The organism is Arthrobacter sp. TJ-238, assembly GCF_058269215.1.
Window position 1 is genome coordinate 33,800 of record NZ_JBZCNH010000001.1, and the last position, 24,385, is coordinate 58,184.

The following is a 24,385-nucleotide window of genomic DNA, read 5'->3' on the forward strand; positions in this document are numbered from 1 at the left end:
GGTCAGCCCACCCCCATCAGGGCGGTGGCGGCCTCGTCGGCGAGGGTCGCGACGACGCGGGGCAGGGCCACGAACACCACGCCGCCGAGGCTGAGCGTGATGAAGATCTTGAGCGGGAAGCCGAGCGCGAAGGCGTTCAGGGCCGGGGCCACCCGCGTCAGGAGCCCGAGGCCGACATCGGCCAGGAAGAGGACCACGATGAGCGGGCCGGCGATCTGGACGGAGGCGAGGAAGAGCCCGGTGACGGCGCCGGTGAGGGCTTCGGCGGGTTCGGCGAGGTCGAGTGCGCCGCCCAGCGGCAGGGCGTCGAACGTCCGTATCAGGCCGCCGATGATGAGCTGGTAGCCGTCGGAGGTGAAGAGCAGTGTCAGGGCGGTGAGCTGGAACAGGCGCGCGAACTGGGCGCCGTTGACCATGGACTGCGGGTCGAAGCCCTGCGCCAGGGAGAAGCCGCCGAACAGGTCGATCAGGGCACCCGCGGACTGGATGGCGGAGAAGATCACGAGCACGAGGAATCCCAGGGCCGCGCCGATCACGAGTTCGAGGACGAGCGCACCGAAGTACTGCCCGGTGCCGCCCGTGGCATATCCCTCGGCGACCCGCGGGGACACCGCGAGGGCGAGCCCGACGGCGAGCATCGCCTTGATGCGCGCCGGGATGCCGCGGTAGGAGAAGGGCGGGGCGATCACGAGGAACGCGACGATCCGCACGCCGGCGAGCATCATCGACTCGATGCGGGCCTGGTCGAGCTCGATGTCCATGTCAGCCGCCCCCGAGCAGGCCCGGGATGCGCTCGAACATCTCGTGCGTGAACGAGATCATCTCGGCGATCATCCAGTGGCCGCAGACCAGCAGGGCGATGCACACCGCGGCCGCCTTCGGCACGAAGGAGAGCGTGACCTCCTGGATCTGGGTGATGGACTGCAGCAGCGAGATCGCGAATCCCACCACGAGGGCCGTCAGGAGGACGGGCGCGGAGAGTTTCGCGGCGGCCCAGATGCCTGCGAGGCCGATGTCGAGGACGGCGTTGGTGTCCACGTCAACCGCCCTGGTAGCTGTTGATGAGCGAGGTGATGATCAGGCCCCACCCGTCCACGAGGACGAACAGCAGGATCTTGAAGGGCAGCGAGATCATGACCGGCGGGAGCATCATCATGCCCATGGACATCAGCGCGGCGGACACCACGAGGTCGATCACGAGGAACGGCACGAAGATCACGAACCCGATGATGAACGCGGCCCGGAGTTCCGAGATCATGAACGCCGGGATGAGCGTGGTCAGCGGCACGCTCGCCGCGTCCTGCGGGTTTGGCTGCCCGGCCGCCCGCGTCATGAGCGCGAGGTCCTCCTCGCGGGTGTGGCCCATCATGAAGGTCTGCAGCGGTCCGGCGCCGTCGGCGAGTGCCTGTGAGAACGTCGTCGCGCCGTCGAGGTAGGGCTGCACGGCGAGGTCGTTGATCTCGGTCAGGACCGGCGCCATGATGAACAGCGACAGGAACAGGGCCAGCCCGGCGAGCACCTGGTTGGGCGGGATGGACGGCAGCGAGAGGGCGTTCCGGGTCATCGCCAGGACCACGAAGATCTTGGTGAAGGACGTCATCATCAGCAGCAGCGCCGGCGCCACGGAGAGCAGGGTGATGCCGATGAGCGTTAGGACCGCTGAGCTCGGCGCTCCGTCCACGCCGTTGATCTGGACCGACAGGCCGTCGTCGCTCCCGGGCGGGGTGGGAGCCGTGGGGTCGGCGGGGGCGGACGGCGCAGTGGGTGCCGGGACGGCCGGGTCCAGCTCGCCGGCGTGCCCCGCAGCCGCCCCGAGGAGGACGACGACGACGGCCAGCACGAAGGCGGCCACCACGGCGAGGGCGCGGGAGCGGCGGGCCGGGCGCGCCGGGACGAGTGCGGCCGAGGTCACCCCGCCCGTCCCTGGCGCAGGAAGGCCGCGGTCTGCTTCCAGGTGGCGGGAGAGAGGATCGATCCGTGCAGCGGTGCGGCGGGACGCGCCGACTCCGTGGCACGCACCGCGCGGCGGCTCGTCGGATACGCGTCGGTGGTCGGTGCCGGAGCGGCGTGGGCCGTCGGCACGGTGTCGACCGCTCCGCCGGCCAGCCGGAGCGAGGCCGCGAAGCGGGCGTCGGAGGTCTCGTCGGGCCCGGATACGGCGGCGGCCGCGCGTCCTGCGGCGTCGTGGGATCCCGGGACCGCCTGCAGTGCGCGCGGGGCGGCCGAGGAGTGGAGGACCGACACGGACTGCTCGGTGACGCCGAGGTAGAACCGGGTCCCCTCGGCGTCGAGCACGACCACCGAGGCCTTCACGCCGATCCCCTGGCGGGCCACGACGGACACGAGGCCCGCCCCGGCACGGTTGCCGTTGATCCTCGAGACCTTGCGGTGCAGCACGAAGAGCAGGGCGAGGACCACGCCGAGGGACAGCAGCACGCGCAGCGCGAGGACCACCACGTCCACTAGAGGCTGCCGTCCGCGACGTCGAGGATCTGGGTGATGCGCACGGCGTAGTCCTGGTCCACGACGACGACCTCGCCGTGCGCGACGAGGCGCCCGTTGAGCAGGACGTCCGCGGGAGCGCCGGCGGACCGGTCGAGTTCGATGACGGCGCCCGGTTCGAGGTCCAGGACGTCGCGGACGGACATGCGGGTCCGGCCGATCTCGACGGTCATGGCCATCTCGACGTTGCTGATGCGGCCGAGGTTGGCGGCCCCGGCGGGTGCCGACGAACGGCGCGGAGCCGCACCGGGCCGGGCCCCGCGCAGGCGCACGGCGAACCAGCCGACCGTGCCGGACGGGCCGGCGAGACGGAAGACGGAGGTCTCGGCGTCGCGGAACAGGGGCAGCGCGTCCTGCACGGCCGGGACGCCGAGCACGCCGTCGCCGAGGGAGTTCGAGGCGGCCTCGAGGGCGGGCACGAGCACGTCGGCCGGGGAGACCAGCGGTGACGACGTGCCGGCGGCGACGGCGAGGGGCTGTGCGTCGATCAGCACGACGGCGAGGTCCGCGGAGGAGGCACCCACGAAGGAGGCGATGACGGCGGTCGAGGCACTCGCGGACGGCACCTCGGCGGCGTTGCAGGGCTCGGCCGTGAGCGGGCCGGGAAGCGGCAGTCTCGCTGCGAGGGACGCGGCGGCGGCGTGCTCGGCGGTGGTGGTGTTCATGGTGCGGTGTTCTCCTCGGTGGTCACTACTACGCAGGCCAGGCGTGAGCCGTTCTGGCCCAGGGCTGCCTCGCCGAGCCGCTGTCCGCTGACGGCGAGCTCGAAGGGTCGGTGCTGCGGGTGCGGCAGCTTCAGCACGTCCCCGACGGCGAGGTCGAGGATGCGGGACGGCAGGACGGGCAGGGCGGCGAGCTGCACCGACACGTCGACGGGCACGTGCGTCACCTGCTGTTCGATCAGTTCGCGGGCGTCCTCGCTCGTGGCCGTCGGGTTCGCGTCGCCGAGCTGTGCGAGCAGGAGATGCGCGGGGATGGCGATGGTCGCCCGGCTGACACGGTCGCTCACACGGATCTCGAAGACGCCGACGATCATGAGCTCGGTGGTCGAGGCCGCCTGGGCGAACTGGGCGTTGTACTGGATCGAGTCGATGCTCAGCTGGTGGGACAGGACGGACCCGAGCGAGTAGTGCAGCCCTTCGAGGGCGTCGTCCATGAGACGGCGGATCAGCGCCTGCTCGATCTGGGTGAACTTCCGCTCTTCGAGGGGAACCGCGCCGTGGCCGCCGAGCATCGAGTCCACCCAGTACAGACCCGCCGATGCGGGAAACTGGATGACCGCCTTGCTCGCGTGGCCGGTGACGGCGCACAGCATCATCGCCGTCGTGGGTGGCAGGGACGCCGCGTACTCGTTGTACGTCTGCAGGAGGAGCTGTTCACTGGTCACCTGCGTGATCGCGCGGATCTTCGCGGTCAGCTGCGTGCCCCACTGGCGGGCGAACGTCTCGAAGCCGAGTTCGAGCACGCGGGAATGTTCACGCGCGAGCGTGGTGGGCCGGCGGAAGTCATAGACATCCACCGCCCGGGGCGTCACCGAGGGCACGCCAAAGGAGAGTTGTTCCTGGACCGTCACGCCATCGACTATCGGACGCCGAGCGCGGGGTGTTAGTGATCCGCGGGCGCGGTCAGCCGGCGGCGATCTCCGGGATCAGTGCGCGCACGTTCTCGGGCTGGTCGGAGTGCACCACGATGTCCACGCGCCGGTTCAGTTCGAGCTCCGCCTCCGTGGTCCCGGGAGCGAGGGGACGCGACTCGCCGTACCCGATGGCCGAGAGCCGGGGTGCCGGGACACCGCCCGTGTCGATGAGGTTCCGCACCACGTTGACGGCCCGCTCGGTGGACAGCTCCCAGTCCAGCGGGCGCGGTACGGAGTCGGGCAGGCGCGCGGTGTGCCCTTCGACGCCCACCTCGTTGGGGATGGACGCCAGGATGGGCCCCACGCCCTCGAGCACGCGGAGCGTCTGATCGGTGAGCTGTGCGCTGTCGGGGAGGAAGAACGTCTCCGATCCGACGAGGCGGATGGTCAGGCCGCGCTCGTCGACGACGTAGCGGACGGCGTCGGCGAGGTCGCGCCCGCGCAGCTCCGCGTCGATCCGCTCCTGCAACGCACGCAGGTTCTCGACCTCCGCAGCGGCACGCTCGCGGTCCGTCGTGGGCTCGGCCGCGTCGCCGCCCGCCGACGGCGAGGGCGACGGCGTGGGTGCGGCGACGTCGGCCGCTCCCGGCTCCTGTTTCTGCGTCTTTGCGTCCGCGAGCGCAGCTCCCCCGGTGAAGGACTCGCCCTCGTCGTTGGCGTGCTCGGCGGGGACGATCGTGCCCTCGGCGGTGTCCACGGTCGCCGTCTCCACGGCACCGAAGCCTGTGGCCAGGGAGCTGCGCAGCTGCTCGAACTTCTGCTGGTCCACCGAGGACATGGCGTACAGGACGATGAACATGCACATCAGCACGGTGACCATGTCCATGTAGGACGCCATCCAGCGCTCGTCCGGGTGCTCCTCGCCGTGCTCCTCGCCATGCCGCTTCCGGTGTGGGCGTCGGCTCACGCGGCTGCCTTGCCCTGCGCGGTGATCGCCTCGCCCGAACTCTTCGCGCCCTTCGCGCCCTTCCCGCCGTCCTTGCCTGCCTTGCTCCTGCCCTGGGCGTGCTGCGGGACCATGGCCTTCAGCCGCTCACCGAGCAGGCGGGGCTGGCTGCCGGCCTGGACCGCGAGGACTCCCTCCATGAGGAGGGTCATGCGGGCGGTCTCCATCTCGCCCAGGCGCTTGATACGCGTGCCGATGGGCAGCCACAGGAAGTTGGCGGACAAAAGGCCCCACAGCGTGGCGACGAAGGCCGCGGCGATCATCGGCCCCAGCTTGTCGGGACTGGAGAGGTTCTCGAGCACGTGCGTCAGCGACACCACGGTCCCGATGATGCCGACGGTCGGGGCATAGCCGCCGAGACTCGCGAAGAACTTGGCGGCCGTGCGGTGCGTCTGCGACGCGGAATCGATCTCGTCCTCGAGGATCTCGCGCAGTTCCTCGCCGTCGGTGCCGTCGGCGATGTTCTGCAGGGCACCGCGGAGGAACGGGTCGGAGACGGTGTTGGCCTCCTCCTCGAGCGCCAGCAGCCCCTCGCTGCGCGCCTTCTCGGCGAGGACCACCACGCTGTCGATGGTGTCCTGCGGCGGGACCGTCTTGCCCTTCATCGCCGGCGGGACGGCCTTCACCGCGACCAGGAAGTCCTTCAGCGTGCCTCCGGCGATGCCGATGGCGATCGTGGCACCGAACACGAGGATCATGGGCGCCGGGAGCAGGAGCGCCTCGACGCTCGCGTGCTCCAGGGTGATCATCGCGTACAGCGCACCGAAGGCGATGAGAATGCCGACGATTGTTGCGGGATCCATTACGTGTTCCTTGGTCGGAGCGGGACGGGAGCACCACTGTCGGTCTCGTCGGAGGACCCGGCATCGTTCCCTGCATCACGGACGAGCCCCAGCGGACGCGGACCCGTCGTGTCCTCGTCGGCAGGGCCGGCTGTGAACCGGGCGAGAGAGATGATCCTCGCCCGATAGGCGGCGATCAGGTCGATCACTTCGCCGAGGGATTCGGTGACGATGTACTTGGCGCCGTCGACCATCACGAGCGTGGTGTCCGGATTCTCGTGGATGCGCTCGATGAGGTCAGGGTTCACCGCGAACTGGCTCTCGTTGAGCCGGGTCACCACGATCATCGGACATCCTGGGGTCGGGACGCCCCGGCGGGGCCTCTTCCACCCACTGTCGGCACCCGCCGCGGCTTCGTAAGGCCCGCGCGCTCCGCCCCGCTCAGACGGGTCCTACCCCCTGCGCCGCGCGAGCAGGCTGAACGCATTCGGGACCTGACCGTTCCAGGCCGCCGCAGCCACACCGCCGGGCCGCCAGAACGGCTCCGCGTGCTCCTCGAGGTGCAGGAGTTCGAAGCCCGCACCGGTGATCCCCATGATCGTCTCCGCCAGGGTCCGCTGGAACTCGACGGCACCGCCCGCCGGGAACGAGTCGTTCACGTGGGTGCGGGCGAAGTATCCGCGATCCTTCCGGACCTCGACCGTGCCCGGGTCCCAGCTCCACAGGGGTGCGAGCGGATGCGCCTCGTAGACGAAGAGGTGTCCGCGCGGCCGCAGGAGACGGCGCATCTCGCTCAGCCACGCCCCCAGGTCCTCGACCCAGATCAGTGCGCCCTTGCCGGTGTAGACGAGGTCGGCCGAGCCGTCGTCGAGTCCGCTCGCCGGCAGCGTCGCGGTCACGTAGCGGCACGCCACGTCGAGTTCGTCCGCCCTGCGCTGCGCCGCGGACGCCGCCGTGGGGCTGTAGTCCACACCGATCACGCTGCGCGCACCGAGACGGATCAGGGCGACGTCGTCGATACCATGGCCGCTCATCGGGTGCACCACGTCGGACCCGGGGACGATGCCGCCGAGTACCGATTCCTCGACGGGGAACAGGCGCGCGGATCTCGCGTCGGCGAGCAGGTCGTCGTACTCGCGGACGTGCTTCTGGGACGCGGATTCCCACGCCTGCTGCGTCTCATCGTGGACCGTCACCACTCCACCCTGTCAGGAACCCACCGCCGGCACCACCGCCGCGACAAGTACCCCCGCCCGCACCTCGAACGCGTCCCGGTCATCGACCGCCGGACGGGGTCACGACGCCAGTCGCTGGCCCGTCCCGGACGCGGAGCCGGCCGTCCCGGCGTCGGGCCGGTTGATCTCGGCCCACACGTCATCGAGGGAGAGTCCGACGACGGCGGCGATCGCCGCGATGGTCGGGAAGGCCGGGGTGGCGACACGGCCCGATTCGATCTTCCGGAGCGTCTCCGGTGAGACGCCGGCGTCCAGGGCGGTCTCGAGCATCGGGCGCTCGCCCCTGGCACGACGCAGGAGGATCCCGAGGCGCTGCCCGCGCTCGACATCCGCGGGGGTGAGGGGCAATCTGACCATGAGGCCGAGTCTAGTCCTGGGATACTATTACCGGGATAGTTATTGGTCCGTCCGAGAGTAGGCATCGCATGATCGAGATCCTGAGCCCCGCCGAAGTGGGCCGCGCCAGAGCCACCGGCACCCTGGTGGCCGATATCCTGCACACGCTCAAGGGCCGCACCACCATCGGCACCAACCTGCTGGACATCGACCGGTGGGCGAAGGACATGATCATCGAGGCCGGCGCGCAGTCCTGCTACGTCGACTATGCGCCCTCCTTCGGGCGCGGTCCGTTCGGGCACTACATCTGCACCTCCGTCAACGACGCCGTGCTCCATGGACTGCCGTTCGACTACGCCCTGGCCGACGGCGACCTGCTGTCCCTCGATCTCGCCGTCTCGCTGGGCGGAGTCGTCGCGGACTCCGCCATCAGCTTCATCGTGGGCGAGTCCGCGGACCCGGCCGGCACCGCGATGATCGCCGCGACCGAACGCGCGCTCGCTGCCGGGATCGCGGCCGCCCGACCGGGCGCCCGTATCGGCGACCTCTCCCACGCCATCGGCTCGGTCCTCCGCGAGGCGGGGTACCCGATCAATACCGACTTCGGTGGTCACGGCGTCGGGTCGACGATGCACCAGGACCCGCACATCCCGAACACCGGGCGGCCGGGCCGCGGCTACGAGCTGCGCCCCGGACTGTTGCTGGCGCTGGAGCCCTGGGTCATGGTGGACACCGCCACACTGGTCACGGACGCCGACGGGTGGACGCTCCGCAGTGCCACGGGCTGTCGGACGGCACACGCCGAGCACACCATCGCCATCACCGACGACGGCGCCGAGATCTTCACACTGCCCAGCCGGTAGGGAGCCCCACCCGGGCCGGCGCCGGAGGAATCCCTTGAGCGGTGCCGGCCGGTCGGCCCTCCCGGCCGGCACCTTTGCCTAGCGCTTCAGGTTCGCGAGTTCCTGCAGCACCTCGTCGGAGGTCGTGATGATGCGCGCGTTCGCCTGGAAGCCGCGCTGCGCCACGATCAGGTTGGTGAACTCCTGCGACAGGTCCACATTGGACATCTCGAGCGTGCCCGCATCGAGCGATCCGAGGCCGTTGGCACCGGCCGCACCGACCTCCGCGGCGCCCGAGTTCGCCGTCGCGCGGTAGGACGAGGCGCCCGCCTTCTCCAGGCCCGCGGGGTTCACGAAGCCCGCGAGCGCCACGCGGCCCAAGGGCTGGCGGCTGCCGTTGCTGAACGCCCCCACCAGGGTGCCGTCGGCGCCGACCGTGAAGGACTCGAGGGTGCCGGCCGAGCGGCCGTTGCCCTCGGAGATGGAGACGGTCCTGAGCTGGGCGAAGCCGGTGACGGCCGAGAGGTCGACGGCGATGCCGCCCACCGTGACCGATGAGCCCGCGGCGGCCTGGCCGTTCGGCAGCAGGAGTTCCGTGCGGCCCGCCGCGCCGTTCGCGTCCTGACCCGCGACCGCCCAGCCCGTGGCCGAGCGGGTGAAGGTGAGCGTGAGGTCGCGTGCCGTGCCATCCGCGCCGTACACCACCCTTTCCTGCAGGATCTGCGTGCCGACGGCCGCATCGGAGGGCAGGTTGCCCGTGACGCGCGCCGTCGTCGTCGCCTGCGCCGGGGAGACCGCGCCCTTGGGCATGCGCAGATCGCCGACCGCGCCGCCCTGCCGGACGACGCCGTTGACGGCGGGCCAGCCCTGGACGAGGGAGCCGTCCGGGGTCACGAGGCGGCCCTCGGCATCGGGCGTGAACGCGCCTGCCCTGGTGTAGAGGGTCTCGCCGCCGAGGCGCGTGATGAAGAAACCGTCTCCGGAGATCATCATGTCCGTGGCACGTCCGGTGGCCTGGGCCGAGCCCTGGGAGAAGTTGGTGACGATGCCCGCCACCTGCACGCCGAGGCCCACCTGGGCCGGGTTGGTGCCGCCGAGGGCTTCCTGGGGTGCACCCGCGCCCTGGGTCAGCTGGGACAGCGTGTCCTGGAACTGGGTGGCGGAAGCCTTGAAACCGGTGGTGTTCACGTTGGCGATGTTGTTGCCGGTGACGTCGAGCATGGTCTGGTGGGAGCGGAGCCCCGAGATGCCGGAGTAGAGCGAGCGAAGCATGGTGGTGCCTTTCGGGAGGGCGGAGCGGAAGGTTTCGGGTACGGGGATCAGGGAGCGGTGGGAACCGGCAGGGCGCCGACACCGGACACGAGGTCGAGGGCGATGCTCCTGCCGCCGATGGTGACGGTGGGGACGGGTCCGCTGTAGGAGACGGCGGTCGCAAGGCCACGGGCCTCGATGCCGTCGGTGCCGGTGTAGGAGACCTCGTTGCCGATGAGCGCGGCCGCCGAGGACCTCATCTGGAGATGGAAGTTCTCCTCGCTGAGGCCGGTCATCTGCGTGATCTTCTCCATCATGGCCAGCTGCGTGGTCTGGGAGATCATCTGGTTGGTGTCCATCGGGGCACTCGGATCCTGGTTGCGCAGCTGGCTCACGAGCAGCGACATGAAGACCTCGGAGTCCATGGCCTGCTTCCGGGTTCCGGCAGCAGGTGTCGTGGTGGGGGCGAAGGTCGCGGACGCGACCGGATCTATGGGCATGGCTGTCCTTCCGGGTTCAGGCGAAGAGGTCGAGGGTCGAGGTACCCGGAACCGGGCGGGCTGCCCAGGTGGGCGGGGCCGGTACCGGGCGGGCCTCCGCCGACCGGGCGTGCCGTGGTCCGTGGTCCCGCGTCCCGTCCCGAGGATCGTCGCCGGTGCCGGTGCCGAGATCGAGCGACGCGGACAGTCCCGACGACGACGCCTCCCGGCGCAGGTCCGGCAGCGCCTGCCTGAGCGCCTCCCGCCCGCCGTCGGTGGCCGAGAAGAACTCGATCCTCGCTCCGTCCGGCGACAGGCTTGCGCGGATGGTGATGGGGCCGAGGTCCTCCGGCGCGACGGTGACGGTGATGGTGCTCGTCCCGCCCGGGGTGCCGGCCGTAGCCTGTGCGAGCGCGAAGGCAGGGCCGCCGAGCTGCTGGGGCAGGGGCGCGGCTGCAGTGCGTGCGGGTGCAGGACTGTCCGCAGGCGTGACGACGGTCGACGGTATCTGCTGCAGGGGCAGGTCGGCGCGGGCGGCCGCAGGAGGCTGGGGGGCGCCGGCCTGCTCGGTGGTTCCTGCCTGCGGCGTGCCGGCGGCCGGCACGCCGGGCTCCGCGGGCCGTCCTGCTTCCGTCCCTGCTGCTTCGGTCTGTCCCGTCGTGCCGGCCGCGAGCGGAGTGCCCGTCGCCGGGAGGGAGCGGGCGCCGGCAGCGACCGCATCCGCGGGGGTGGCCGCGGCGGACGGAGCTCCGCCGGCGTCTCCCGCTGCCGGCACGGACGTCGCCGGAGCTGCGGGCAGGGCTCCGGCGAGCGAGCCCGCCGCGATGCCCTGTGTCGCCGGGACCGGGGCTCCCGCAACGGCGGGTGCCGGGGTCGGCCCCGTCGGCCCTGGCGTCGGAGGGACCGCGCCCGATCCGCTCTCCGCGACGGGCATCGCGGTCCCGGTCGAGGTGGGCGTCCGTCCACCTGCAGCGGCCGTCGACCCGCTCGGGGCGACGGCCCGCACTGCGGCAGCCGGCATCGTCATCGGGGGCGTCTGCATCGCGTCGGCAGGACCGGTCGCGTCGGCAGGACCGACGGCATCAGCAGGTCCGGTAGTGCCCTCGTCGGCCGCCGCCGCGAGGGCGGCCCGTGCGACCGCGACGCCGGCAGCGAGGGTCGAGGGGACATCGTCGGAGGGCGCCTGTGGGCCCGCGGAGGCCTCGCGTGTCGGGTCTGCCGCTGGATCCGATGCCGGCGCTGCCCCCTCCGTCGCTGAGGACTGCCGGGGGCCGCCACGGCGCGGGTCCGGCCCGATCGCCGGGGACGGACCGGGCGCCGCCTCGCGGCGCATCACGCCGGTCGACTCCCTGAAGCCTGCGGCTGTGCCCGCGGGTCCGCTGGCGCGGGTATCGTCGGCGGCCCGGACGGTGGACCGGTCCGGGCGGTCAGCATGCCGGCGGTACGCCTCGCCGAACGACGATGCCGAACGGTTTGTGGACCGGTTTGCGGACAGCGGCGACGCCTCGGAGCCGTCCCGGTTCCCGGCGGCGGGACGGACGACACGCAGGGTGTCGCGCGGAGCGGCCGTGGCGGGAGATCCCTGGACAGGGCTCATCGGGCCATGCTCGCGAGGAAGGCCGCCTGCGCCGCGTACGCTGCATCGGCGGCTCCCGGGGTGCTCGACGACGCGGCCGACGGGATGGCGGCGGGCGCCATGGACGCGGCCCCCGCGGGGGCCGCGGGCAGGATACGGCGGATGGTGGTGATGTTCGCGTCCGTCTCCCACATGTCACGGACCGCGACGGTCTGCCCCGGCTGCGGGGCGTCGATCGCCTTTCCTCCCCCGAGATACATGGACACGTGCCCGCCGTCGTGGCTGAACAACAGGTCCCCGGGCTGCGCCTCGGCAAGCGACGGGACGTGGGTTCCGGCGTTCATCTGGTCCCAGGTGACGCGCGGCAACTGGATGCCGATGTCCGCGTAGGCGCGCTGCACGAAGCCCGAGCAGTCCAGCCCCGTGGCCGGGTCCGTTCCACCCCACACGTACGGAATACCCTCGTAGGAACGCGCCGCCTCGATGAGCCGCGCGGCGTCGCCCGAGGCCGGTACGGGGACGGGGACGACGCCAGGAACCGTGGCGGGGACGACGCCGGGAACCGTGGCGGGGACGACGCCGGGAACCGCGGCGGAGGCGTCCGGCGTGGCGGGAGCGGTCGCACCCGCGAGCGCGTCGGCGAAGAGGTCGGCCGTCGCGGACGGGGCTGCGGTGGAGCCGGCCGCCGTCGGGGAGCCCGCCGTCTTCGGACCCACGGGCGAGGTGACGCCGGGGGCGGACCGCGCCGGCGAGGCGAGCATGGTGAGGGTGGATTGGATCTGCTGGATGCGGCCCACCGCGTCGGTCATGGTCATGCCCGGTCCTTCCCTGTGCGCTGGAGCCTTCCGGCCGCTGCGATCTCGTCGAGGACCCGCTGTTCGGCGCCGAGCAGCGCGCTCGCCTCGCCCTCGCTGTGCCGGGCCTCGAGCTTCTCGAGGCCCTTCGTGTCGGCCCGCGCACCCCGGTAGGTGACCTGGGCGCGCTCCCGCTCGGCCTGCAGCCGACCCTCGAGGGCCTGCAGGTCGGCGAGCATGCTGCGGGCCGAGGCACGGGCCGCAGCCACCGCGTACAGCGACGCCGAACCCGCCGGATCGAGGTCAATGCCCTGGAGTGCCTCGCTGACGCCGTGGGTCCGGGTCCTCGACGCCCTCAGCCGCTCGTTGGCCTCGGCGAGCCTGCCTGCGGCCTCGTCCTCGCGCAGCTGCTTCAGCCGGAGCAGGCCTGCGAGGGGGAACTGTCGTGCCATCAGGAGATTCCCATCGTTGCTGTGAGGTGGGCGAGGCGGTTCCAAGCGTCGTCGAACGGGGTCTGCTCGTCCATGCGTTGCTGCATGAAGGCGTTCACGGCGGGCTCGTGGTCCACGGCGGCGTCCACGAGCGGATTGGATCCGCGGGAGTAGGCGCCGACGTCGATCAGGTCCTGTGCAGCCTTCCGCGCGGCCAGGGCACGGCGGAGGACGGCGGCGGTTCCCGCCTGGTCGCGGCTGGTGACGCGGGAGGCCACCCGGGAGATGGACGCGAGCGGGTCGATCGACGGGAAGTGCCCGGCGACCGCCAGCTTGCGGTCGAGCACCACGTGACCGTCGAGGATGGAGCGCGCGGCGTCGGCCACCGGCTCGTTGTGGTCGTCGCCGTCGACCAGCACGGTGTACATGCCGGTCACGGACCCGGTGGCTCCGGTGCCTGCCCGTTCGAGGAGCTGGGCGAGCAGTGCGAAGGTGGACGGCGGGTATCCGCGCGTTGCGGGGGGCTCGCCGACACTGAGGCCGATCTCGCGCTGCGCCATCGCCACGCGGGTCAGCGAGTCCATCATGAGCATGACGTCCGCCCCGCCGTCGCGGAACGACTCGGCGATCCGCGTGGCGACGAACGCGGCGCGCAGGCGCAGGAGCGCGGGCTCGTCGGAGGTGGAGACCACCACGATCGACCGCGCGAGGCCCTCGGGCCCGAGATCGTCCTCGAGGAACTCACGGACCTCGCGGCCCCGCTCCCCCACGAGGGCGATCACCGAGACCGAGGCGTCCGTCCCGCGCGCGATCATCGACAGCAGCGAGGACTTGCCGACGCCCGAGCCCGCGAAGAGGCCCATGCGCTGGCCGCGTCCCACGGTGGTGAGCGTGTCCATCACCCGGACGCCGAGCTGCAGGGGTTCGGTGATGCGCGTGCGCTCGAGGGCCGCGGGCGGCGTGTTCTCGAGGGACACCCAGGAGACATCGGTGAGGGGACCACGCCCGTCGATGGGCCGACCGACGCCGTCGAGCACGCGGCCGAGCAGCCCGGGGCCGGCCGGTACGAGCAGCGGCCGTCCCTGCGCGCGGACGGGCGCGCCGGCCTGGATGCCCACGAGGTGGGCGTAGGGCATGCAGCGCAGTCCTGTCAGTGATGCGGCGACCACCTCGGCGTCCACGGGCGAGTCGTCGCCGATGGTCACGAGGTCGCCGATGGCGCAGTCGAGCCCCACCACATCCACGCCGAGGCCGACGACGGAGGCCACGCGGCCCACGCGCTGGGGTGCAGCTGCGGTGCTGGCGGCCCGGATCGTCTCGTCGAAGGTGAGCGTCATGCCGCACCCTCCGCCAGTGCGGCACGGACGCGTGCCAGTGCCGCCCCGAGGCGGGCGTCGATGAAGCCGTTCGGGCAGTCCGCGACGGCGTCGCCCCGGTGCAGTGCAGGATCGGCGACGAGGGCGACGCCCGCGGGGACCGCGTCGGGGCCCAGCACGTCGAGGTCGGCCGGATGCAGCCGGACCGCACGGACCTCCTCGCCGTCCGCTGCCCTGAGGGCCCGCACGACGGCGGCGCGCGCCGACGACGGTGCGTCCTCCAGCGCACGCCCGAGCAGGACCTCCGTGATGGAGAAGGCGGCGTCGAGGATGCGGGAGCGGGCCTGGTCGAGGACCGGTGCGCTCCGTGCGTCGAGCGCGCGTGCGGCGGTTTCGAGCACCCCGAGCTGTTGCGCGAGGAGTGCGTCCGCGCGGGCTCGGGCGGCGGCGTGCTCGGCGTCGAGCCGTGCGCGGTGCTCGGCGAGTTCGGCGCGCGCGAGGACCAGTCCGTCGGCGTACCCGGCGGCGTGCCCCTGCGCGGTGGCGGTGTCGTGGGCGGCCCTGCCGGAGCCGGGGCCGAGGCGCGGGAAGGAGATCGGGGTGAGGGCGTCAGTCGACAATCTCGTCCTCCTCCCCGCGCATGATGGTGATGGTGCCCTGGGCCTCGAGGTCGCGGATGGCACGCACCACCTCGGCACGGGCCTCCTCCACCTGCGACATCCGCACGGGACCCATGCCCCGGATCTCGTCGTCGAGGATCTCCCTGTTGCGCTCGGAGACGTTCGCGCGGATCACGGTGATCACGGCCTCGGCGGCACCCTTCATGGCGAGCGCGAGGACGGCGGAGTCGATACCGCGCAGCACCTGCTGGACGTCGCGGCGCTCGAAGTTGACGATGTCCGCGAATGTCAGCATGCGGGCGCGCACCTCTTCGGCGAGCGCCGGGTCGCGGCTCTCGAGCCCGTCGAGCAGTTCACGCTCGGTGCTGACATCCGCCCGGTTGATGATGTCGACGAGGGGCTGGATACCGCCGATCCGCGATGCTCCCCGGTCGGGCGCGGCGACAGCGCCCGCCCTGATCTTGATGGTGTCGGCGACGACGGACACGGCCTCCGGCGTCGCGGACCCCATGGTCGCGATGCACTGCGCGACGTCGGTCCGGGTCTCGGGGGCGAGCCCGGCGAGGATCGTGGAGGCGCGCTCGGGTTTCAGGTGGGCGAGGACGAGGGCGATGGTCTGCGGCAGCTCGTGCTCGAGGACCGTCTGGATCTGGCCGGGCTCCACGGTGTCGAGGAACTCGAAGGACTTGCCCGCCACCGTCGAGGCCAGGCGTCCGACGACGCCGGCAGCGCGTTCGGCGCCGAAGGAGGACTCGAGCAGCCCCACGGCCACTTCCATGCCGCCGCGGGTGCGGCGCCGTCCGCTCGTGGCCAGTTCGTGGAACTCCGCGAGCGCCTCCTCGGCCGCGGCCGGCTCGACGCGGCGCAGGCGCACGATCTCCGCGACGATCTCCTCGGCCTCCGCCTCGGACAGCTGGCGGAGGATCTCGGCAGCCCGGTCCTGGTCCAGCTGCATGAGGACCATCGCGGCCTTCTGCGTACCGCTGACAGCTCGTACGGCACTCATACGCTCTGCCTGTCATCCATCATGCTGCGCAGGAATTCGGCCGTCTTCGCCGGGTCCTGCGTGGCGAGGGCGTCGATGTCGGCGCGCATGCGGTCCAGATCCGATTCTGCCGATCCGGCCTGCAGGGCGCTCTGCACCGCCGCGACGTCGATCGTGGTGGTGTTCGGGGCGGGTTCCAGCGGAGTGATCAGCGCGACGGCCGGGTCGAGTGCCGGCGTGCCGGGACCGGGGAGGGCCGGGTAGACGCCCTGCAGTTCGCCGAGGTCGAGCGGTTCGCGCCGCTGGCGGCGTGACCGGCGGGCGTAGACGATGAGGGCGACGATCGCGACGAGGAGGATGGCCGCGACGATCGACAGCGTGCGGATGAGGGCTGCGCGCTGCTGCTCCGCCTGCGCCGCTTCGGCTTCGGCGAGCGCATCCGCGGCGGCGTCCGCCCCCGCCTCGTTGAAGGGCAGCTCCTCGACCGTCACCACGTCCCCGCGCGCGGTGTCGATCCCTGCGGCGCTGGAGACGAGGGCCGTCAGTGCCGCGGCGTCCATGTTGGCCGTGGCTCCCTGGTTCACCGCGACGGAGACGGTCTGGCGGTTGATGCCGCCGGCCGGCACCGTGGTGGACTCGGTGGTCTTGTTCACGGCGTTGTTGCGCGTGCTGGTCTCCGAGTTGAAGGTGCCGTCGCCGTTGGCACCGTCTTCGGGGACGGCGATGTTGTCCGGTCCGAGGATGCCGGCGTTCCCTCCACCGGCTCCCTCATAGGCCTCGGTGGTGGTGGATTCGTTGAGGGCGGGCGCGTTGTCGGGCGTCGTGAAGCTCTCCTCGACCCGCTCGGCGCTCTCGAGCTTCATGTCCGCGGCCACGGCGACGGTGGCATTGCCGGCTCCGAGTACGCGGTCCAGCATCGACTGCACGGACGTCTGGATGCGCTGCTCGTAGTCGGACGCCTGCTGGTCCGCGCCCCCGGTGGCGCCGACGCCGACGGCGGATAGCACGTGGCCCTCGGCGTCGATCACGGCGACGTCGGCGGCGTCCATGCGATCGATCGAGGCGGACGTCAGGTGGGTGATGGCCTGCACCTGGTTGCTCGAGAGCGTGGCGCCCGGGCTCGTCTCGACGAACACCGAGGCGGTCGGTTTGCCCTGCTCGGCGACGAACACGGTGTCCTCGGGGATGGCGAGGCGCACGGTGGCGGCCTTGACGCCCTCGATCGCGGACACGGTGGCGGCGAGCTCACCCTCCAGGGCGCGCTTGTAGGTGGTGGACTGCTGGAACTCGGAGGAGGTGACCCCCATGTCGTCGAGCAGCGAGTATCCCCCGGTGGACGACGACGGGAGGCCGGCCGAGGCCGCCTTGATCCGCTGGTCGTACACGGCGCCCTCGGGGACGAGGATGGTGCCACCGCCCTGGGTCAGCTCGTACGGCACGCCGTCGGTCTGCAGCTGATCCACGATGGTGCTGGCGTCCTCGCCGCTGAGCCCGGAGAACAGGGGCGTGTAGGAGGGCTTGGACAGCCAGGACGTGAGCGCGATCCCGCCGAGCACGAGCACGGCGACGCCGATGATGGCGATGGTGCGCTGGGCGATGGTGAAGCTCTTCACGGCGTCGCCGAGGCGCGTCGCTGTGGCGGACAGGGGGGTGGGCATCAGGCCTGCATCCTCATGATCTCGTTGAAGGCGTCAACGCCCTTGTTCCGGACGGCCGCGACGAGCTCGAGCGTCACCTGGGCGCGCGTGGAGGCGAGGGTGGCGTTGTGGATGTCGGTCAGGTCGCCGGTGACGGCCTGCACGGCGAGCTCGTTCGACGTCGACTGGAGGGACCGGACGTTGTCCACGGCGGAGGTGAGCGACGTGGCGAAACCCTGCCCGCCGGCATCGGACGCCGGGTCCACGCCGACGGACGGGAGGTAGGAGGTGGCGGCGGGCTGGACCGCGCCGATCGCGGGAACGGGCATCAGGAACGTCCAATCTGGAGGGCGGCCTCGTAGGTGGCCTTCGCACGGTCGACGACTGCGGCGTTGGCCTGGTAGCCCCGCTGCGCCATGATGAGCTGCCCCATCTGGGCGCTCATGTCGATGTCGGGGTAGCGGACGTAGCCGTCCTCGTCCGCGAGGGGGTGGTCGGGTTCGTGCACCAGGCGGCCCTCGGCGCTGCCGAACTCGGCTCCGGCCACGTAGGCGCCCTGACCGTTCTCGTCGGCGCGCGCCGTGATGTAGCGCTGCTGGAAGGCTGCGCCGTCGGTGGAGGTGACCGTGTTGGCGTTGGCCATGTTGTCCGCGACGGCGTCGAGCCACTTGCGGTGCAGGGTGAGGCCGGTGCCGGAGATGCCGATCGCGTCGAAGGTCATCAGGACGTCCTGAGGGCGGTGCGGATGCTGGTGAAGGGGCCCTCGACGGCGCGGGCGGCGAACTGGAAGCGCAGCACGGTGTCGATGTTCGAGAGGGTCTCGGTATCGAGGTTGACGTTGCTGCCGTTCAGCCGGGTCGGTTCGAGGGATGTCTCCGTGGTGGCCTGCGCGCTGCCGTCGCCCATCGACACCGAGCGGGCCAGGGCGTCCTCGAAGCTGACGCGCTGGGCGTGGAAGCCGGGGGTGTTGACGTTCGCGATGTTGTTCGCGGTGGCGCGCTGGCGCAGGGCGAGCCCGTCGAGGGCGCTGCGCATTGCGAGCGAGGACACGGAATCGAGCACGACGGCAGAACCTCTTCCAACAAGGTTGAGCGGCCGATCCATGGCCTGGGAGTGAGCGATCCGTGCTCACCGGCGACTATCGGACGGCGGAGGTCCGGCTGTTAGCCGCTTCGGGGAAGTACTTTCAGCCCGTCACGTCGACGTACACGGAGGACTGCGGCTGGGCCGTCGCCGAATGCACGGAACCGAGGGCCGAGCGGTGACGCCGCAGTGTAGCGGCCTCGGCGGCGAGACCCGCGATGGCGCTGCGCTGGCGCTCGCTGATGCGGCGGGCGCGGGCCACGAGGGCCGTGGGGATGGGTCCGTCCACGCGCGGCGGCGTCCAGCTGCCGAGGGCGGCGGCCTGGTGCACCAGGGTCCTGGCAGGAACCATCCCGGCCTCTGCCTCATCCACAGCGGCCTCGAGGGCGTCGAGCACCGAGGACCACGCCGTGAGTGCAGCGGTTGTCGTCGCGGAGCGAGGATCGACGGAGAGGCCGACGGCGGGCTCGGGGTGGGACGTGGCCGTCGACGTCACACCCTGGCCGGCGGGCAGGGCCGTGGTGAGGTCAGCCGACACCGAGGACTCCGAGTGAGCGCGGCGCGTCCTGGTCCTGCGAGGCGGCGGGCTGTGCCTGCCCCGTACGGGCGGCCTCGTGCCACGCCTGGCGCAGCGGCTCGAGGATCTCCGCGCACTCGGCGGTCCTGGTGCGGTCCCGCCGGGTATTGGCCTCGACGAGCGTCTGGCGCACGTAGGTGTAGAGGGACAGGAGACCGGCGGCGCCGTCCCAGACGTCGGTGCGCAGCGAGGACATGAGTTCGCCGACGATGTCCTGGGCATGCAGCAGGTTCTCGCTCGCAACGGCCCAGTCCCCCGCCTCCTGGGCGGCACCGGCGCGTGCGAGGTCGAGCAGCAGCCGGTCGTAGAGCATGGTCAGCAGCCCCGCGGGTGTCGCCGACAGGACGGCGTCCTGGACGTACTGCGAGCGCTTGGCCTGGTATCCGTTCATCTGCAGCATCTGGGCTAGCTTCCGTTGGTGGGCAGGCCGGCCAGCTGGGATGACAGCCAGTCGCCCTGGGATTGGAGTTTTGAGAGCTGGACCTCGAGCGCCGAGTAGGTGCGTTCGAGCGTCGCCCGGCGCTTCTCGAGCCGCGTGTCCCAGCCGGAGACCTGATCATTGAGGCTGCGGACGGTCGATTCCTGGCTCTTGATCCGGCGGGTGAGTTCGCCGTCGTACTTGTCCGAGGCGGACTTCCCGGCTTCCGCGACGCGTCCGGCGAGCTGCGCGAGCGCGTCCTTCACGGCGGCCGGGTCCTTCGCGAGGGCGGCGGCGAACTTCTCGGCGTCGAATTCCACGGTCCCGGAGCGGGTGAGCGTGATACCGAACTCCGACGTCGATCTGCCGTTGATCGGCGCCGTCGCGGCCGTGAGCACGGACTGGGCGATGCCCCGGACGGCGCTGTCGCCCGTGAACCTGCCCGCCGTGGGGGCGGCACCGGCAGTAGCACCGGGCGTGACCTTGGTGTTCGTTTCGACGAAGGAGAAGACACCGCGCAGTGCGTCCACGAGTTCCTTCGCCTTTGCCGACGTGGCATCGGCGTCACGTGAGACGGTGACGGACACCGGCTCGGTGGTGGTCTTGCCGACCGTGATGGAGACTCCGGGGAGGATGTCGGCGAACGTGTTCGACGACGAGGTGATGGTCTGCTCGGCCGCCGTGCCGCCCCAGAGGACCACCTCGGCGTCCTGGGCGGTTCGGACGGTGGCGGCTCCGGCCTCCGCGAAGAGGTCGGTCGCGGTCCCTGCGGTGATGTCGGCGGCCGTGCCACGGAACACGGAGAAGCCGTGCTCGGTGCCCGGCTCCTTCGCGGTGAACTGGAGCCGGTACTGGGCGACGCCGTCGACGGTGCCGGCGCCGACCTTCGTGGCGGTGATGCCGACGTCGGCGTTGTTCACCTGGGCGACGACGTCGTCGAGGGTGCCGGTGGTCTTCACCTCGGTGGTGGTACCGTTCGCCGCTCGCAGGGTGAGCGTAGAGGCCGCCGGCGAGAAGGCCGTCATGGTCGCCGTGACCGAGGACTGCGAGGAGGCTAGCTGTCTGACGGTGAAATCGAGCGTGCCGGCTCCTGCGGACGAGGTGGCCGTGGCGGTGACGGTGTCGCTCGTGGAGGTGGCCTTGCAGAGGTCGAGGGCCTGGGGCTTGGCGGTCTTCGTCGCGAGCTCCGTCAGGGAGCTCAAGCGGGTGTTCAGCTGCTGCAGTGCGGTAACGAAGCCCTGGGTCGAGGTGGCCTTGGCCTTGAGGATCGACTGCGGGCGTGCTTCCAGCTGCATGAGCTGGTTGATCATGTTCGTGGTGTCCAGCCCGCTGGCGATGCCGTCGATGGAGAACGCCATGGGTCTACCTCTCGGGTGGGGCCGGGATGTGCTGCTTATCGGTCGGGGATGCTTCGCGGCGAATGCACGGTGGCGGGACCTCTCGGTCCAGGATCAGTCCCGCCACCGTGCACCTTCGCCTACGAACTCACCGTCTAGCGGAGGAGCTGAAGGACACCCTGGTTCATCTGGTTGGCCTGCGCGAGCATCGCGGTACCGGCCTGCGAGAGGATGTTCGAGCGGGTGAAGCTCGCCATTTCCTTCGCCATGTCGGTGTCGCGGATGCGGGACTCGGCCGCGGAGAGGTTCTCCTGCGAGACGTTGATGCTGTTGATCGCCGACTCGAAGCGGTTCTGCACGGCACCGAGGCTGGAACGGGCCGAGGAGATGTCCTTGATCTGCGCATCGAGCTCGGTGATCGCCAGCAAGGCGTTGGCCGAAGTATCGAAGGAGAGGCCTTCGATCGCCGTAGCAACGGCGGATACATCAGTCAGTGCAACCTTGATCTGGTCATTGGCAGCGTCATCGCCCGCGCCGACCTGGAAGGTCAGGTCTTCACCGCCCTTGAGGAGGTCGATACCGTTGAAGTTCGTCCCACCCGAGATGCGTGTCAGTTCGTCCTTCAGCGCCGTCACTTCGGTCTGGATTGCGGTACGAGAGTCGGCGTTGTTCGAGTCGTTGCCCGACTGCACCGCCAGGTCACGGACACGCTGCAGGATGCTGTGGACCTCGGTCAGCGCACCTTCAGCGGTCTGGACCACGCTGATGCCGTCCTGGGCGTTGCGGGCTGCAACCCCGAGGCCGTTGACCTGCGAGCGCAGGCCCTCGGCGATGGACAGGCCGGCGGCGTCGTCGGCTGCACGGTTGATGCGGAGACCGCTGGAGAGCTTCTCGAGCGACTTCGACATGTCGTTCTGCATCCCCGAGAGGTTGCGGTATGCGGTGTTCGCCGCGGTGTTGGTGTTGATCTGGAAACCCATGATGTATTCCTCCGTGAAAGGGCTGCGTGCGCCGGCCCATCCATGGGCCGGCACCAGTAGCTATCGGAGGCGGGTGAGCGATCGTTAGGACTCGACGCAACTTTTTTTCCGCACGCCGTCCCTGAGATCTGGATACGCGCAAGGTAGCCCAAGGTTTCACGGCGGGTCGGGCCGCAACGGGCCGAATCCGGGATTGTGCCCGCGCCACGGCCCTAGGCTCTTTCCTCCAAGGTCAGGCTCCTGATCGTCGAAGGGAAGGATGGGCAGGGTGCGTGCTGATGACCGCATGGCCGGCAGGACCGGTGCGATGAGGCTGGATGCCTCCCGCATCCTGGTCATCATGACGGTCTCGGTGCTGTCGCTGTATATCGTCGTCCTCCTGATCGGCGACCCGGCCCGGTTCGACCCGTTCGGCGCGTGGCTCGGCATCGTCGTGGAGCTCGGTGCCGTTGCGGTGTGCGTCGGCGCACTGCGGCGGACGCACTGGTCCCAGTGGCAGATCCTGCTCGGTGCCGCCGCCGTCGCCGTCTACACCGCGGGAGACCTCTCCTATCTCGTGGCGTTGAACGGGGAGCAGTCCCTCGCCGTCGTCACCGTCGCAGATGTGGCGTATCTCGGTTTCTATCCGTTCATGATCGGCGCCCTCGCAGTGACTGTGCGGAAACTGAAGGGTGTGGCCTGGCCGGTGCTGCTCGACGGCCTGGTGGGGGCACTGGCCGCTGCCTCCCTCATGGCCCTGATCCTCGCGCCGGTCCTGCGGTCCGGGGCAACCGGCGGCACCACGCTCGAAGTGGTCCTCGCTGTCATCTACCCACTGCTCGATCTCGTGCTCGTCACCACTGTGGGTGGCCTGCTGGCCTCGCGTGGGCTCGATCTGGGACCGCGCTGGCCGCTGCTCATCGCCGGCCTGATCTTCTTCTCCGCCGCGGACATCGCCTATGCCCTGGGCATGGCGGACTATGCCGTCGGCACGGTCACCGACGCCGGCTGGATCGTGGGGCTCGTTGGCATCGCGGTATGGGTCGACGGCATTTCGCGGTCCGATCCGTCGGCCCGTCACCGTGATCGCGGCCTGCCCGCGCTCACCACGCTGATGGTGTCCACCGCGTCGGCGCTCGCAGTCCTGATCATCGGCTGTCAGGTCCCCATCCCGCTCGTCGCCCAGGTCCTCGCCGCCCTCACCCTGCTCCTGACCGCGGCGCCTCTCGTCTTCCGGAACCGCATGCTCGGGATCCTCGCCACGACGGATGAGCTGACAGGGCTTCCGAACCGCCGGGGGCTGGTCGCCGATCTTCCCCGACGGGTGGGCGGGAACCGCGTCGGAGCGCTGCTCTTCATGGACCTCGACCGTTTCAAGGACGTCAACGATGCGCTGGGACACGACGTCGGGGACGCCCTCCTCGTGCAGGTGAGCGAGCGCTTCGCCCGGCAGGTGAAGCCCGGCGACCTCTTCGCGCGCCTGGGCGGTGACGAGTTCGCGCTGTTCCTGGACGGTGCGTCCAGGGAGGAAGCCCTCACCGCGGCCCGACGGCTGGAAGCAGAGCTCGACCAGCCGATCCAGGTCGGCACGGCCTCCCTGAAGGTCAGCGTCAGTATCGGTATCGCGCTCACCCCGGACAACGGCACCGACACCACCCTCCTGATGCGCAAGGCGGACATCGCCATGTTCCGCGCCAAGTCGGACCGTAGCGGGCACCACGTCTACAGCTCCATGGACGACGACGGCGGCGCGCGGAAACTGAGGACCCTGCAGGAACTGCGAGTGGCACTCGCCGAGGCCCAGTTCGAGGTGCACTACCAGCCCAAGGTGCGCCTGACCGATGATGCCGTGAGCAGTGTCGAGGCCCTGATCCGGTGGAACCACCCCCTTCTCGGGCAGTTGCCACCGGCATCCTTCCTGCCGCTAGCGGAAGAAGCGGGCCTGATGCCCGAGATCTCCGCGCTCGTGCTCGAGCAGGCCGTGGCGCAGGTGGACAGGTGGCGTACCGAAGGGCTGGTGATCAGCGTCGCCGTGAACCTGTCCGGATCCTGCATCCTGGAAGGGCTGCCCCGGCAGATCCGCCTCCTCCTCGAAGAACGCGACATCCCGCCGGAATGCCTCGTGCTCGAGATCACCGAGGACATGCTGATGCGGAACCCGGCCGATGCTGCGAAGATCCTGGCGCGGCTCCGCGCGAAAGGCATCCAGATCTCGATCGACGACTTCGGGACCGGATACAGCTCCCTGGCGTACCTGCGCGATCTCCCCGCCGATGAACTCAAACTGGATCGGTCCTTCATCACCGCCATGCGCACGGACCGCCGAGCCCACGGTCTCGTGGGCTCCATCATCGACCTGGCGCACAGCCTGGACCTGCGGGTGGTCGCCGAGGGAGTGGACAACGAAGCGACCCGGGCGGAACTGCGGGCGCTGGGGTGTGATCTCGCGCAGGGCTTCCACTTCGCGCGACCCCTGCCCGCCGCCGACGTGGCCCCCTGGATCCACGCCCATGCCCCGGCCGTGCCGGAGGACGACGCCCTGGTGGCACAGAGAATCTGACCGACAGCGAAAAGTATTCGAGGTATACATCGCCGTACGCGTGGGTGAACCGCCGGTGAACAGGTAGCGTGGCAGTACCAGTT

Annotated in this window: 29 protein-coding genes; 2 read left to right on the forward strand and 27 right to left on the reverse strand. The window is 70.7% G+C overall.

Annotated features, from left to right (window positions below; genetic code table 11):
* Positions 1 to 2 precede the first annotated feature (2 nt).
* The 11 genes from AC4D2O_RS00145 to AC4D2O_RS00195 form a co-directional block, all read right to left on the reverse strand.
* The gene (locus AC4D2O_RS00145) at positions 3 to 761 is read right to left on the reverse strand and encodes a flagellar biosynthetic protein FliR (protein WP_490904414.1); all 759 of its coding nucleotides are present in this window, start codon (positions 759 to 761) and stop codon (positions 3 to 5) included.
* Between the two features lies 1 nt (position 762).
* Positions 763 to 1,038 carry a flagellar biosynthesis protein FliQ gene (fliQ, locus tag AC4D2O_RS00150; RefSeq protein WP_334208701.1) on the reverse strand — a complete coding sequence of 92 codons (276 nt, stop codon included), beginning with the start codon at positions 1,036 to 1,038 and terminating at the stop codon, positions 763 to 765.
* Position 1,039: 1 nt separating this feature from the next.
* On the reverse strand, positions 1,040 to 1,912 hold the full coding sequence (fliP, locus tag AC4D2O_RS00155; protein ID WP_490904415.1) for a flagellar type III secretion system pore protein FliP: 873 nt from the start codon (positions 1,910 to 1,912) through the stop codon (positions 1,040 to 1,042).
* Positions 1,909 to 2,463 (reverse strand): FliO/MopB family protein, encoded by a 555-nt coding sequence (locus AC4D2O_RS00160; protein ID WP_490904416.1) that lies wholly within the window; start codon positions 2,461 to 2,463, stop codon positions 1,909 to 1,911. The genes fliP and AC4D2O_RS00160 overlap by 4 nt, the downstream gene beginning before the upstream one ends.
* Positions 2,463 to 3,167, reverse strand: a complete 705-nt coding sequence (gene fliN, locus AC4D2O_RS00165; protein WP_490904417.1) for a flagellar motor switch protein FliN — start codon at positions 3,165 to 3,167, stop codon at positions 2,463 to 2,465. The genes AC4D2O_RS00160 and fliN overlap by 1 nt, the downstream gene beginning before the upstream one ends.
* Entirely contained in the window at positions 3,164 to 4,075 is a 912-nt protein-coding gene (locus AC4D2O_RS00170; protein WP_490904418.1) for a flagellar motor switch protein FliM, read from the reverse strand. The genes fliN and AC4D2O_RS00170 overlap by 4 nt, the downstream gene beginning before the upstream one ends.
* A gap of 52 nt (positions 4,076 to 4,127) precedes the next feature.
* The gene (locus AC4D2O_RS00175) at positions 4,128 to 5,045 is read right to left on the reverse strand and encodes an OmpA/MotB family protein (protein ID WP_490904419.1); all 918 of its coding nucleotides are present in this window, start codon (positions 5,043 to 5,045) and stop codon (positions 4,128 to 4,130) included.
* On the reverse strand, positions 5,042 to 5,887 hold the full coding sequence (locus AC4D2O_RS00180; RefSeq protein ID WP_490904420.1) for a motility protein A: 846 nt from the start codon (positions 5,885 to 5,887) through the stop codon (positions 5,042 to 5,044). The genes AC4D2O_RS00175 and AC4D2O_RS00180 overlap by 4 nt, the downstream gene beginning before the upstream one ends.
* A complete protein-coding gene (locus AC4D2O_RS00185) occupies positions 5,887 to 6,213 on the reverse strand; it encodes a flagellar FlbD family protein (protein ID WP_490904421.1) in 327 nt (108 codons plus the stop codon). Before AC4D2O_RS00185 ends, AC4D2O_RS00180 begins: the two co-directional genes overlap by 1 nt.
* Before the next feature lie 105 nt (positions 6,214 to 6,318).
* Positions 6,319 to 7,062: a class I SAM-dependent methyltransferase gene (locus AC4D2O_RS00190; protein WP_490904422.1), complete on the reverse strand. Its 744-nt coding sequence runs from the start codon at positions 7,060 to 7,062 to the stop codon at positions 6,319 to 6,321.
* 99 nt (positions 7,063 to 7,161) lie between these two features.
* Positions 7,162 to 7,458, reverse strand: a complete 297-nt coding sequence (locus tag AC4D2O_RS00195) for a helix-turn-helix transcriptional regulator (RefSeq protein ID WP_490904423.1) — start codon at positions 7,456 to 7,458, stop codon at positions 7,162 to 7,164.
* A gap of 68 nt (positions 7,459 to 7,526) precedes the next feature.
* Between AC4D2O_RS00195 and map the strand changes: the two genes are divergently transcribed.
* Positions 7,527 to 8,300, forward strand: a complete 774-nt coding sequence (gene map, locus AC4D2O_RS00200; protein WP_490904425.1) for a type I methionyl aminopeptidase — start codon at positions 7,527 to 7,529, stop codon at positions 8,298 to 8,300.
* Positions 8,301 to 8,378: 78 nt separating this feature from the next.
* Here map and AC4D2O_RS00205 read toward each other — a convergent pair whose 3' ends face one another.
* The 16 genes from AC4D2O_RS00205 to AC4D2O_RS00280 all read right to left on the reverse strand — a co-directional run bounded on the left by AC4D2O_RS00205 (position 8,379) and on the right by AC4D2O_RS00280 (position 21,763).
* Positions 8,379 to 9,551, reverse strand: a complete 1,173-nt coding sequence (locus tag AC4D2O_RS00205) for a flagellar hook protein FlgE (protein ID WP_490904426.1) — start codon at positions 9,549 to 9,551, stop codon at positions 8,379 to 8,381.
* 47 nt (positions 9,552 to 9,598) lie between these two features.
* The gene (locus AC4D2O_RS00210; RefSeq protein WP_490904427.1) at positions 9,599 to 10,030 is read right to left on the reverse strand and encodes a flagellar hook assembly protein FlgD; all 432 of its coding nucleotides are present in this window, start codon (positions 10,028 to 10,030) and stop codon (positions 9,599 to 9,601) included.
* Positions 10,031 to 10,046: 16 nt separating this feature from the next.
* Entirely contained in the window at positions 10,047 to 11,606 is a 1,560-nt protein-coding gene (locus AC4D2O_RS00215) for a flagellar hook-length control protein FliK (protein WP_490904428.1), read from the reverse strand.
* Positions 11,603 to 12,400 carry a C40 family peptidase gene (locus AC4D2O_RS00220; protein ID WP_490904429.1) on the reverse strand — a complete coding sequence of 266 codons (798 nt, stop codon included), beginning with the start codon at positions 12,398 to 12,400 and terminating at the stop codon, positions 11,603 to 11,605. Before AC4D2O_RS00220 ends, AC4D2O_RS00215 begins: the two co-directional genes overlap by 4 nt.
* A complete protein-coding gene (locus AC4D2O_RS00225) occupies positions 12,397 to 12,831 on the reverse strand; it encodes a flagellar export protein FliJ (protein WP_490904430.1) in 435 nt (144 codons plus the stop codon). Before AC4D2O_RS00225 ends, AC4D2O_RS00220 begins: the two co-directional genes overlap by 4 nt.
* Positions 12,831 to 14,147, reverse strand: coding sequence for a FliI/YscN family ATPase (locus tag AC4D2O_RS00230; RefSeq protein ID WP_490904431.1), 1,317 nt, complete (start codon positions 14,145 to 14,147; stop codon positions 12,831 to 12,833). The genes AC4D2O_RS00225 and AC4D2O_RS00230 overlap by 1 nt, the downstream gene beginning before the upstream one ends.
* A complete protein-coding gene (locus tag AC4D2O_RS00235) occupies positions 14,144 to 14,746 on the reverse strand; it encodes a FliH/SctL family protein (RefSeq protein WP_490904432.1) in 603 nt (200 codons plus the stop codon). The genes AC4D2O_RS00230 and AC4D2O_RS00235 overlap by 4 nt, the downstream gene beginning before the upstream one ends.
* Positions 14,736 to 15,752: a flagellar motor switch protein FliG gene (gene fliG / locus AC4D2O_RS00240; protein WP_490904434.1), complete on the reverse strand. Its 1,017-nt coding sequence runs from the start codon at positions 15,750 to 15,752 to the stop codon at positions 14,736 to 14,738. Before fliG ends, AC4D2O_RS00235 begins: the two co-directional genes overlap by 11 nt.
* Positions 15,749 to 17,389 carry a flagellar basal-body MS-ring/collar protein FliF gene (gene fliF, locus AC4D2O_RS00245; protein WP_490904435.1) on the reverse strand — a complete coding sequence of 547 codons (1,641 nt, stop codon included), beginning with the start codon at positions 17,387 to 17,389 and terminating at the stop codon, positions 15,749 to 15,751. Before fliF ends, fliG begins: the two co-directional genes overlap by 4 nt.
* Positions 17,389 to 17,697: a flagellar hook-basal body complex protein FliE gene (gene fliE, locus AC4D2O_RS00250; RefSeq protein WP_490904437.1), complete on the reverse strand. Its 309-nt coding sequence runs from the start codon at positions 17,695 to 17,697 to the stop codon at positions 17,389 to 17,391. The genes fliF and fliE overlap by 1 nt, the downstream gene beginning before the upstream one ends.
* Positions 17,697 to 18,089, reverse strand: a complete 393-nt coding sequence (locus AC4D2O_RS00255; RefSeq protein ID WP_307086476.1) for a flagellar basal body rod protein FlgC — start codon at positions 18,087 to 18,089, stop codon at positions 17,697 to 17,699. Before AC4D2O_RS00255 ends, fliE begins: the two co-directional genes overlap by 1 nt.
* A complete protein-coding gene (locus tag AC4D2O_RS00260) occupies positions 18,089 to 18,430 on the reverse strand; it encodes a flagellar basal body rod protein FlgB (RefSeq protein WP_490904438.1) in 342 nt (113 codons plus the stop codon). Before AC4D2O_RS00260 ends, AC4D2O_RS00255 begins: the two co-directional genes overlap by 1 nt.
* A 124-nt stretch (positions 18,431 to 18,554) precedes the next feature.
* Positions 18,555 to 18,989, reverse strand: a complete 435-nt coding sequence (locus AC4D2O_RS00265) for a hypothetical protein (RefSeq protein ID WP_490904440.1) — start codon at positions 18,987 to 18,989, stop codon at positions 18,555 to 18,557.
* On the reverse strand, positions 18,979 to 19,428 hold the full coding sequence (gene fliS, locus AC4D2O_RS00270; protein ID WP_490904441.1) for a flagellar export chaperone FliS: 450 nt from the start codon (positions 19,426 to 19,428) through the stop codon (positions 18,979 to 18,981). The genes AC4D2O_RS00265 and fliS overlap by 11 nt, the downstream gene beginning before the upstream one ends.
* A 5-nt stretch (positions 19,429 to 19,433) precedes the next feature.
* Positions 19,434 to 20,804 (reverse strand): flagellar filament capping protein FliD, encoded by a 1,371-nt coding sequence (gene fliD, locus AC4D2O_RS00275; protein WP_490904443.1) that lies wholly within the window; start codon positions 20,802 to 20,804, stop codon positions 19,434 to 19,436.
* Positions 20,805 to 20,938: 134 nt separating this feature from the next.
* Positions 20,939 to 21,763: a flagellin N-terminal helical domain-containing protein gene (locus AC4D2O_RS00280; protein WP_490904444.1), complete on the reverse strand. Its 825-nt coding sequence runs from the start codon at positions 21,761 to 21,763 to the stop codon at positions 20,939 to 20,941.
* Positions 21,764 to 22,031: 268 nt separating this feature from the next.
* Between AC4D2O_RS00280 and AC4D2O_RS00285 the strand changes: the two genes are divergently transcribed.
* Positions 22,032 to 24,302, forward strand: coding sequence for a putative bifunctional diguanylate cyclase/phosphodiesterase (locus AC4D2O_RS00285; protein WP_490904446.1), 2,271 nt, complete (start codon positions 22,032 to 22,034; stop codon positions 24,300 to 24,302).
* Positions 24,303 to 24,385: the final 83 nt, after the last annotated feature.

Bases quoted from the DNA above. Each gene is read 5' to 3' on its own strand.
- AC4D2O_RS00145 (WP_490904414.1), bottom strand. From the start codon at position 761: ATGGACATCGAGCTCGACCAGGCCCGCATCGAGTCGATGATGCTCGCC.
- fliN (WP_490904417.1), bottom strand. From the start codon at position 3,167: ATGAACACCACCACCGCCGAGCACGCCGCCGCCGCGTCCCTCGCAGCG.
- AC4D2O_RS00180 (WP_490904420.1), bottom strand. From the start codon at position 5,887: ATGGATCCCGCAACAATCGTCGGCATTCTCATCGCCTTCGGTGCGCTG.
- AC4D2O_RS00185 (WP_490904421.1), bottom strand. From the start codon at position 6,213: ATGATCGTGGTGACCCGGCTCAACGAGAGCCAGTTCGCGGTGAACCCT.
- AC4D2O_RS00195 (WP_490904423.1), bottom strand. From the start codon at position 7,458: ATGGTCAGATTGCCCCTCACCCCCGCGGATGTCGAGCGCGGGCAGCGC.
- map (WP_490904425.1), top strand. From the start codon at position 7,527: ATGATCGAGATCCTGAGCCCCGCCGAAGTGGGCCGCGCCAGAGCCACC.
- AC4D2O_RS00205 (WP_490904426.1), bottom strand. From the start codon at position 9,551: ATGCTTCGCTCGCTCTACTCCGGCATCTCGGGGCTCCGCTCCCACCAG.
- AC4D2O_RS00210 (WP_490904427.1), bottom strand. From the start codon at position 10,030: ATGCCCATAGATCCGGTCGCGTCCGCGACCTTCGCCCCCACCACGACA.
- AC4D2O_RS00215 (WP_490904428.1), bottom strand. From the start codon at position 11,606: ATGAGCCCTGTCCAGGGATCTCCCGCCACGGCCGCTCCGCGCGACACC.
- AC4D2O_RS00220 (WP_490904429.1), bottom strand. From the start codon at position 12,400: ATGACCATGACCGACGCGGTGGGCCGCATCCAGCAGATCCAATCCACC.
- AC4D2O_RS00225 (WP_490904430.1), bottom strand. From the start codon at position 12,831: ATGGCACGACAGTTCCCCCTCGCAGGCCTGCTCCGGCTGAAGCAGCTG.
- AC4D2O_RS00230 (WP_490904431.1), bottom strand. From the start codon at position 14,147: ATGACGCTCACCTTCGACGAGACGATCCGGGCCGCCAGCACCGCAGCT.
- fliG (WP_490904434.1), bottom strand. From the start codon at position 15,752: ATGAGTGCCGTACGAGCTGTCAGCGGTACGCAGAAGGCCGCGATGGTC.
- fliF (WP_490904435.1), bottom strand. From the start codon at position 17,389: ATGCCCACCCCCCTGTCCGCCACAGCGACGCGCCTCGGCGACGCCGTG.
- fliE (WP_490904437.1), bottom strand. From the start codon at position 17,697: ATGCCCGTTCCCGCGATCGGCGCGGTCCAGCCCGCCGCCACCTCCTAC.
- AC4D2O_RS00255 (WP_307086476.1), bottom strand. From the start codon at position 18,089: ATGACCTTCGACGCGATCGGCATCTCCGGCACCGGCCTCACCCTGCAC.
- fliS (WP_490904441.1), bottom strand. From the start codon at position 19,428: ATGCTGCAGATGAACGGATACCAGGCCAAGCGCTCGCAGTACGTCCAG.
- fliD (WP_490904443.1), bottom strand. From the start codon at position 20,804: ATGGCGTTCTCCATCGACGGCATCGCCAGCGGGCTGGACACCACGAAC.
- AC4D2O_RS00280 (WP_490904444.1), bottom strand. From the start codon at position 21,763: ATGGGTTTCCAGATCAACACCAACACCGCGGCGAACACCGCATACCGC.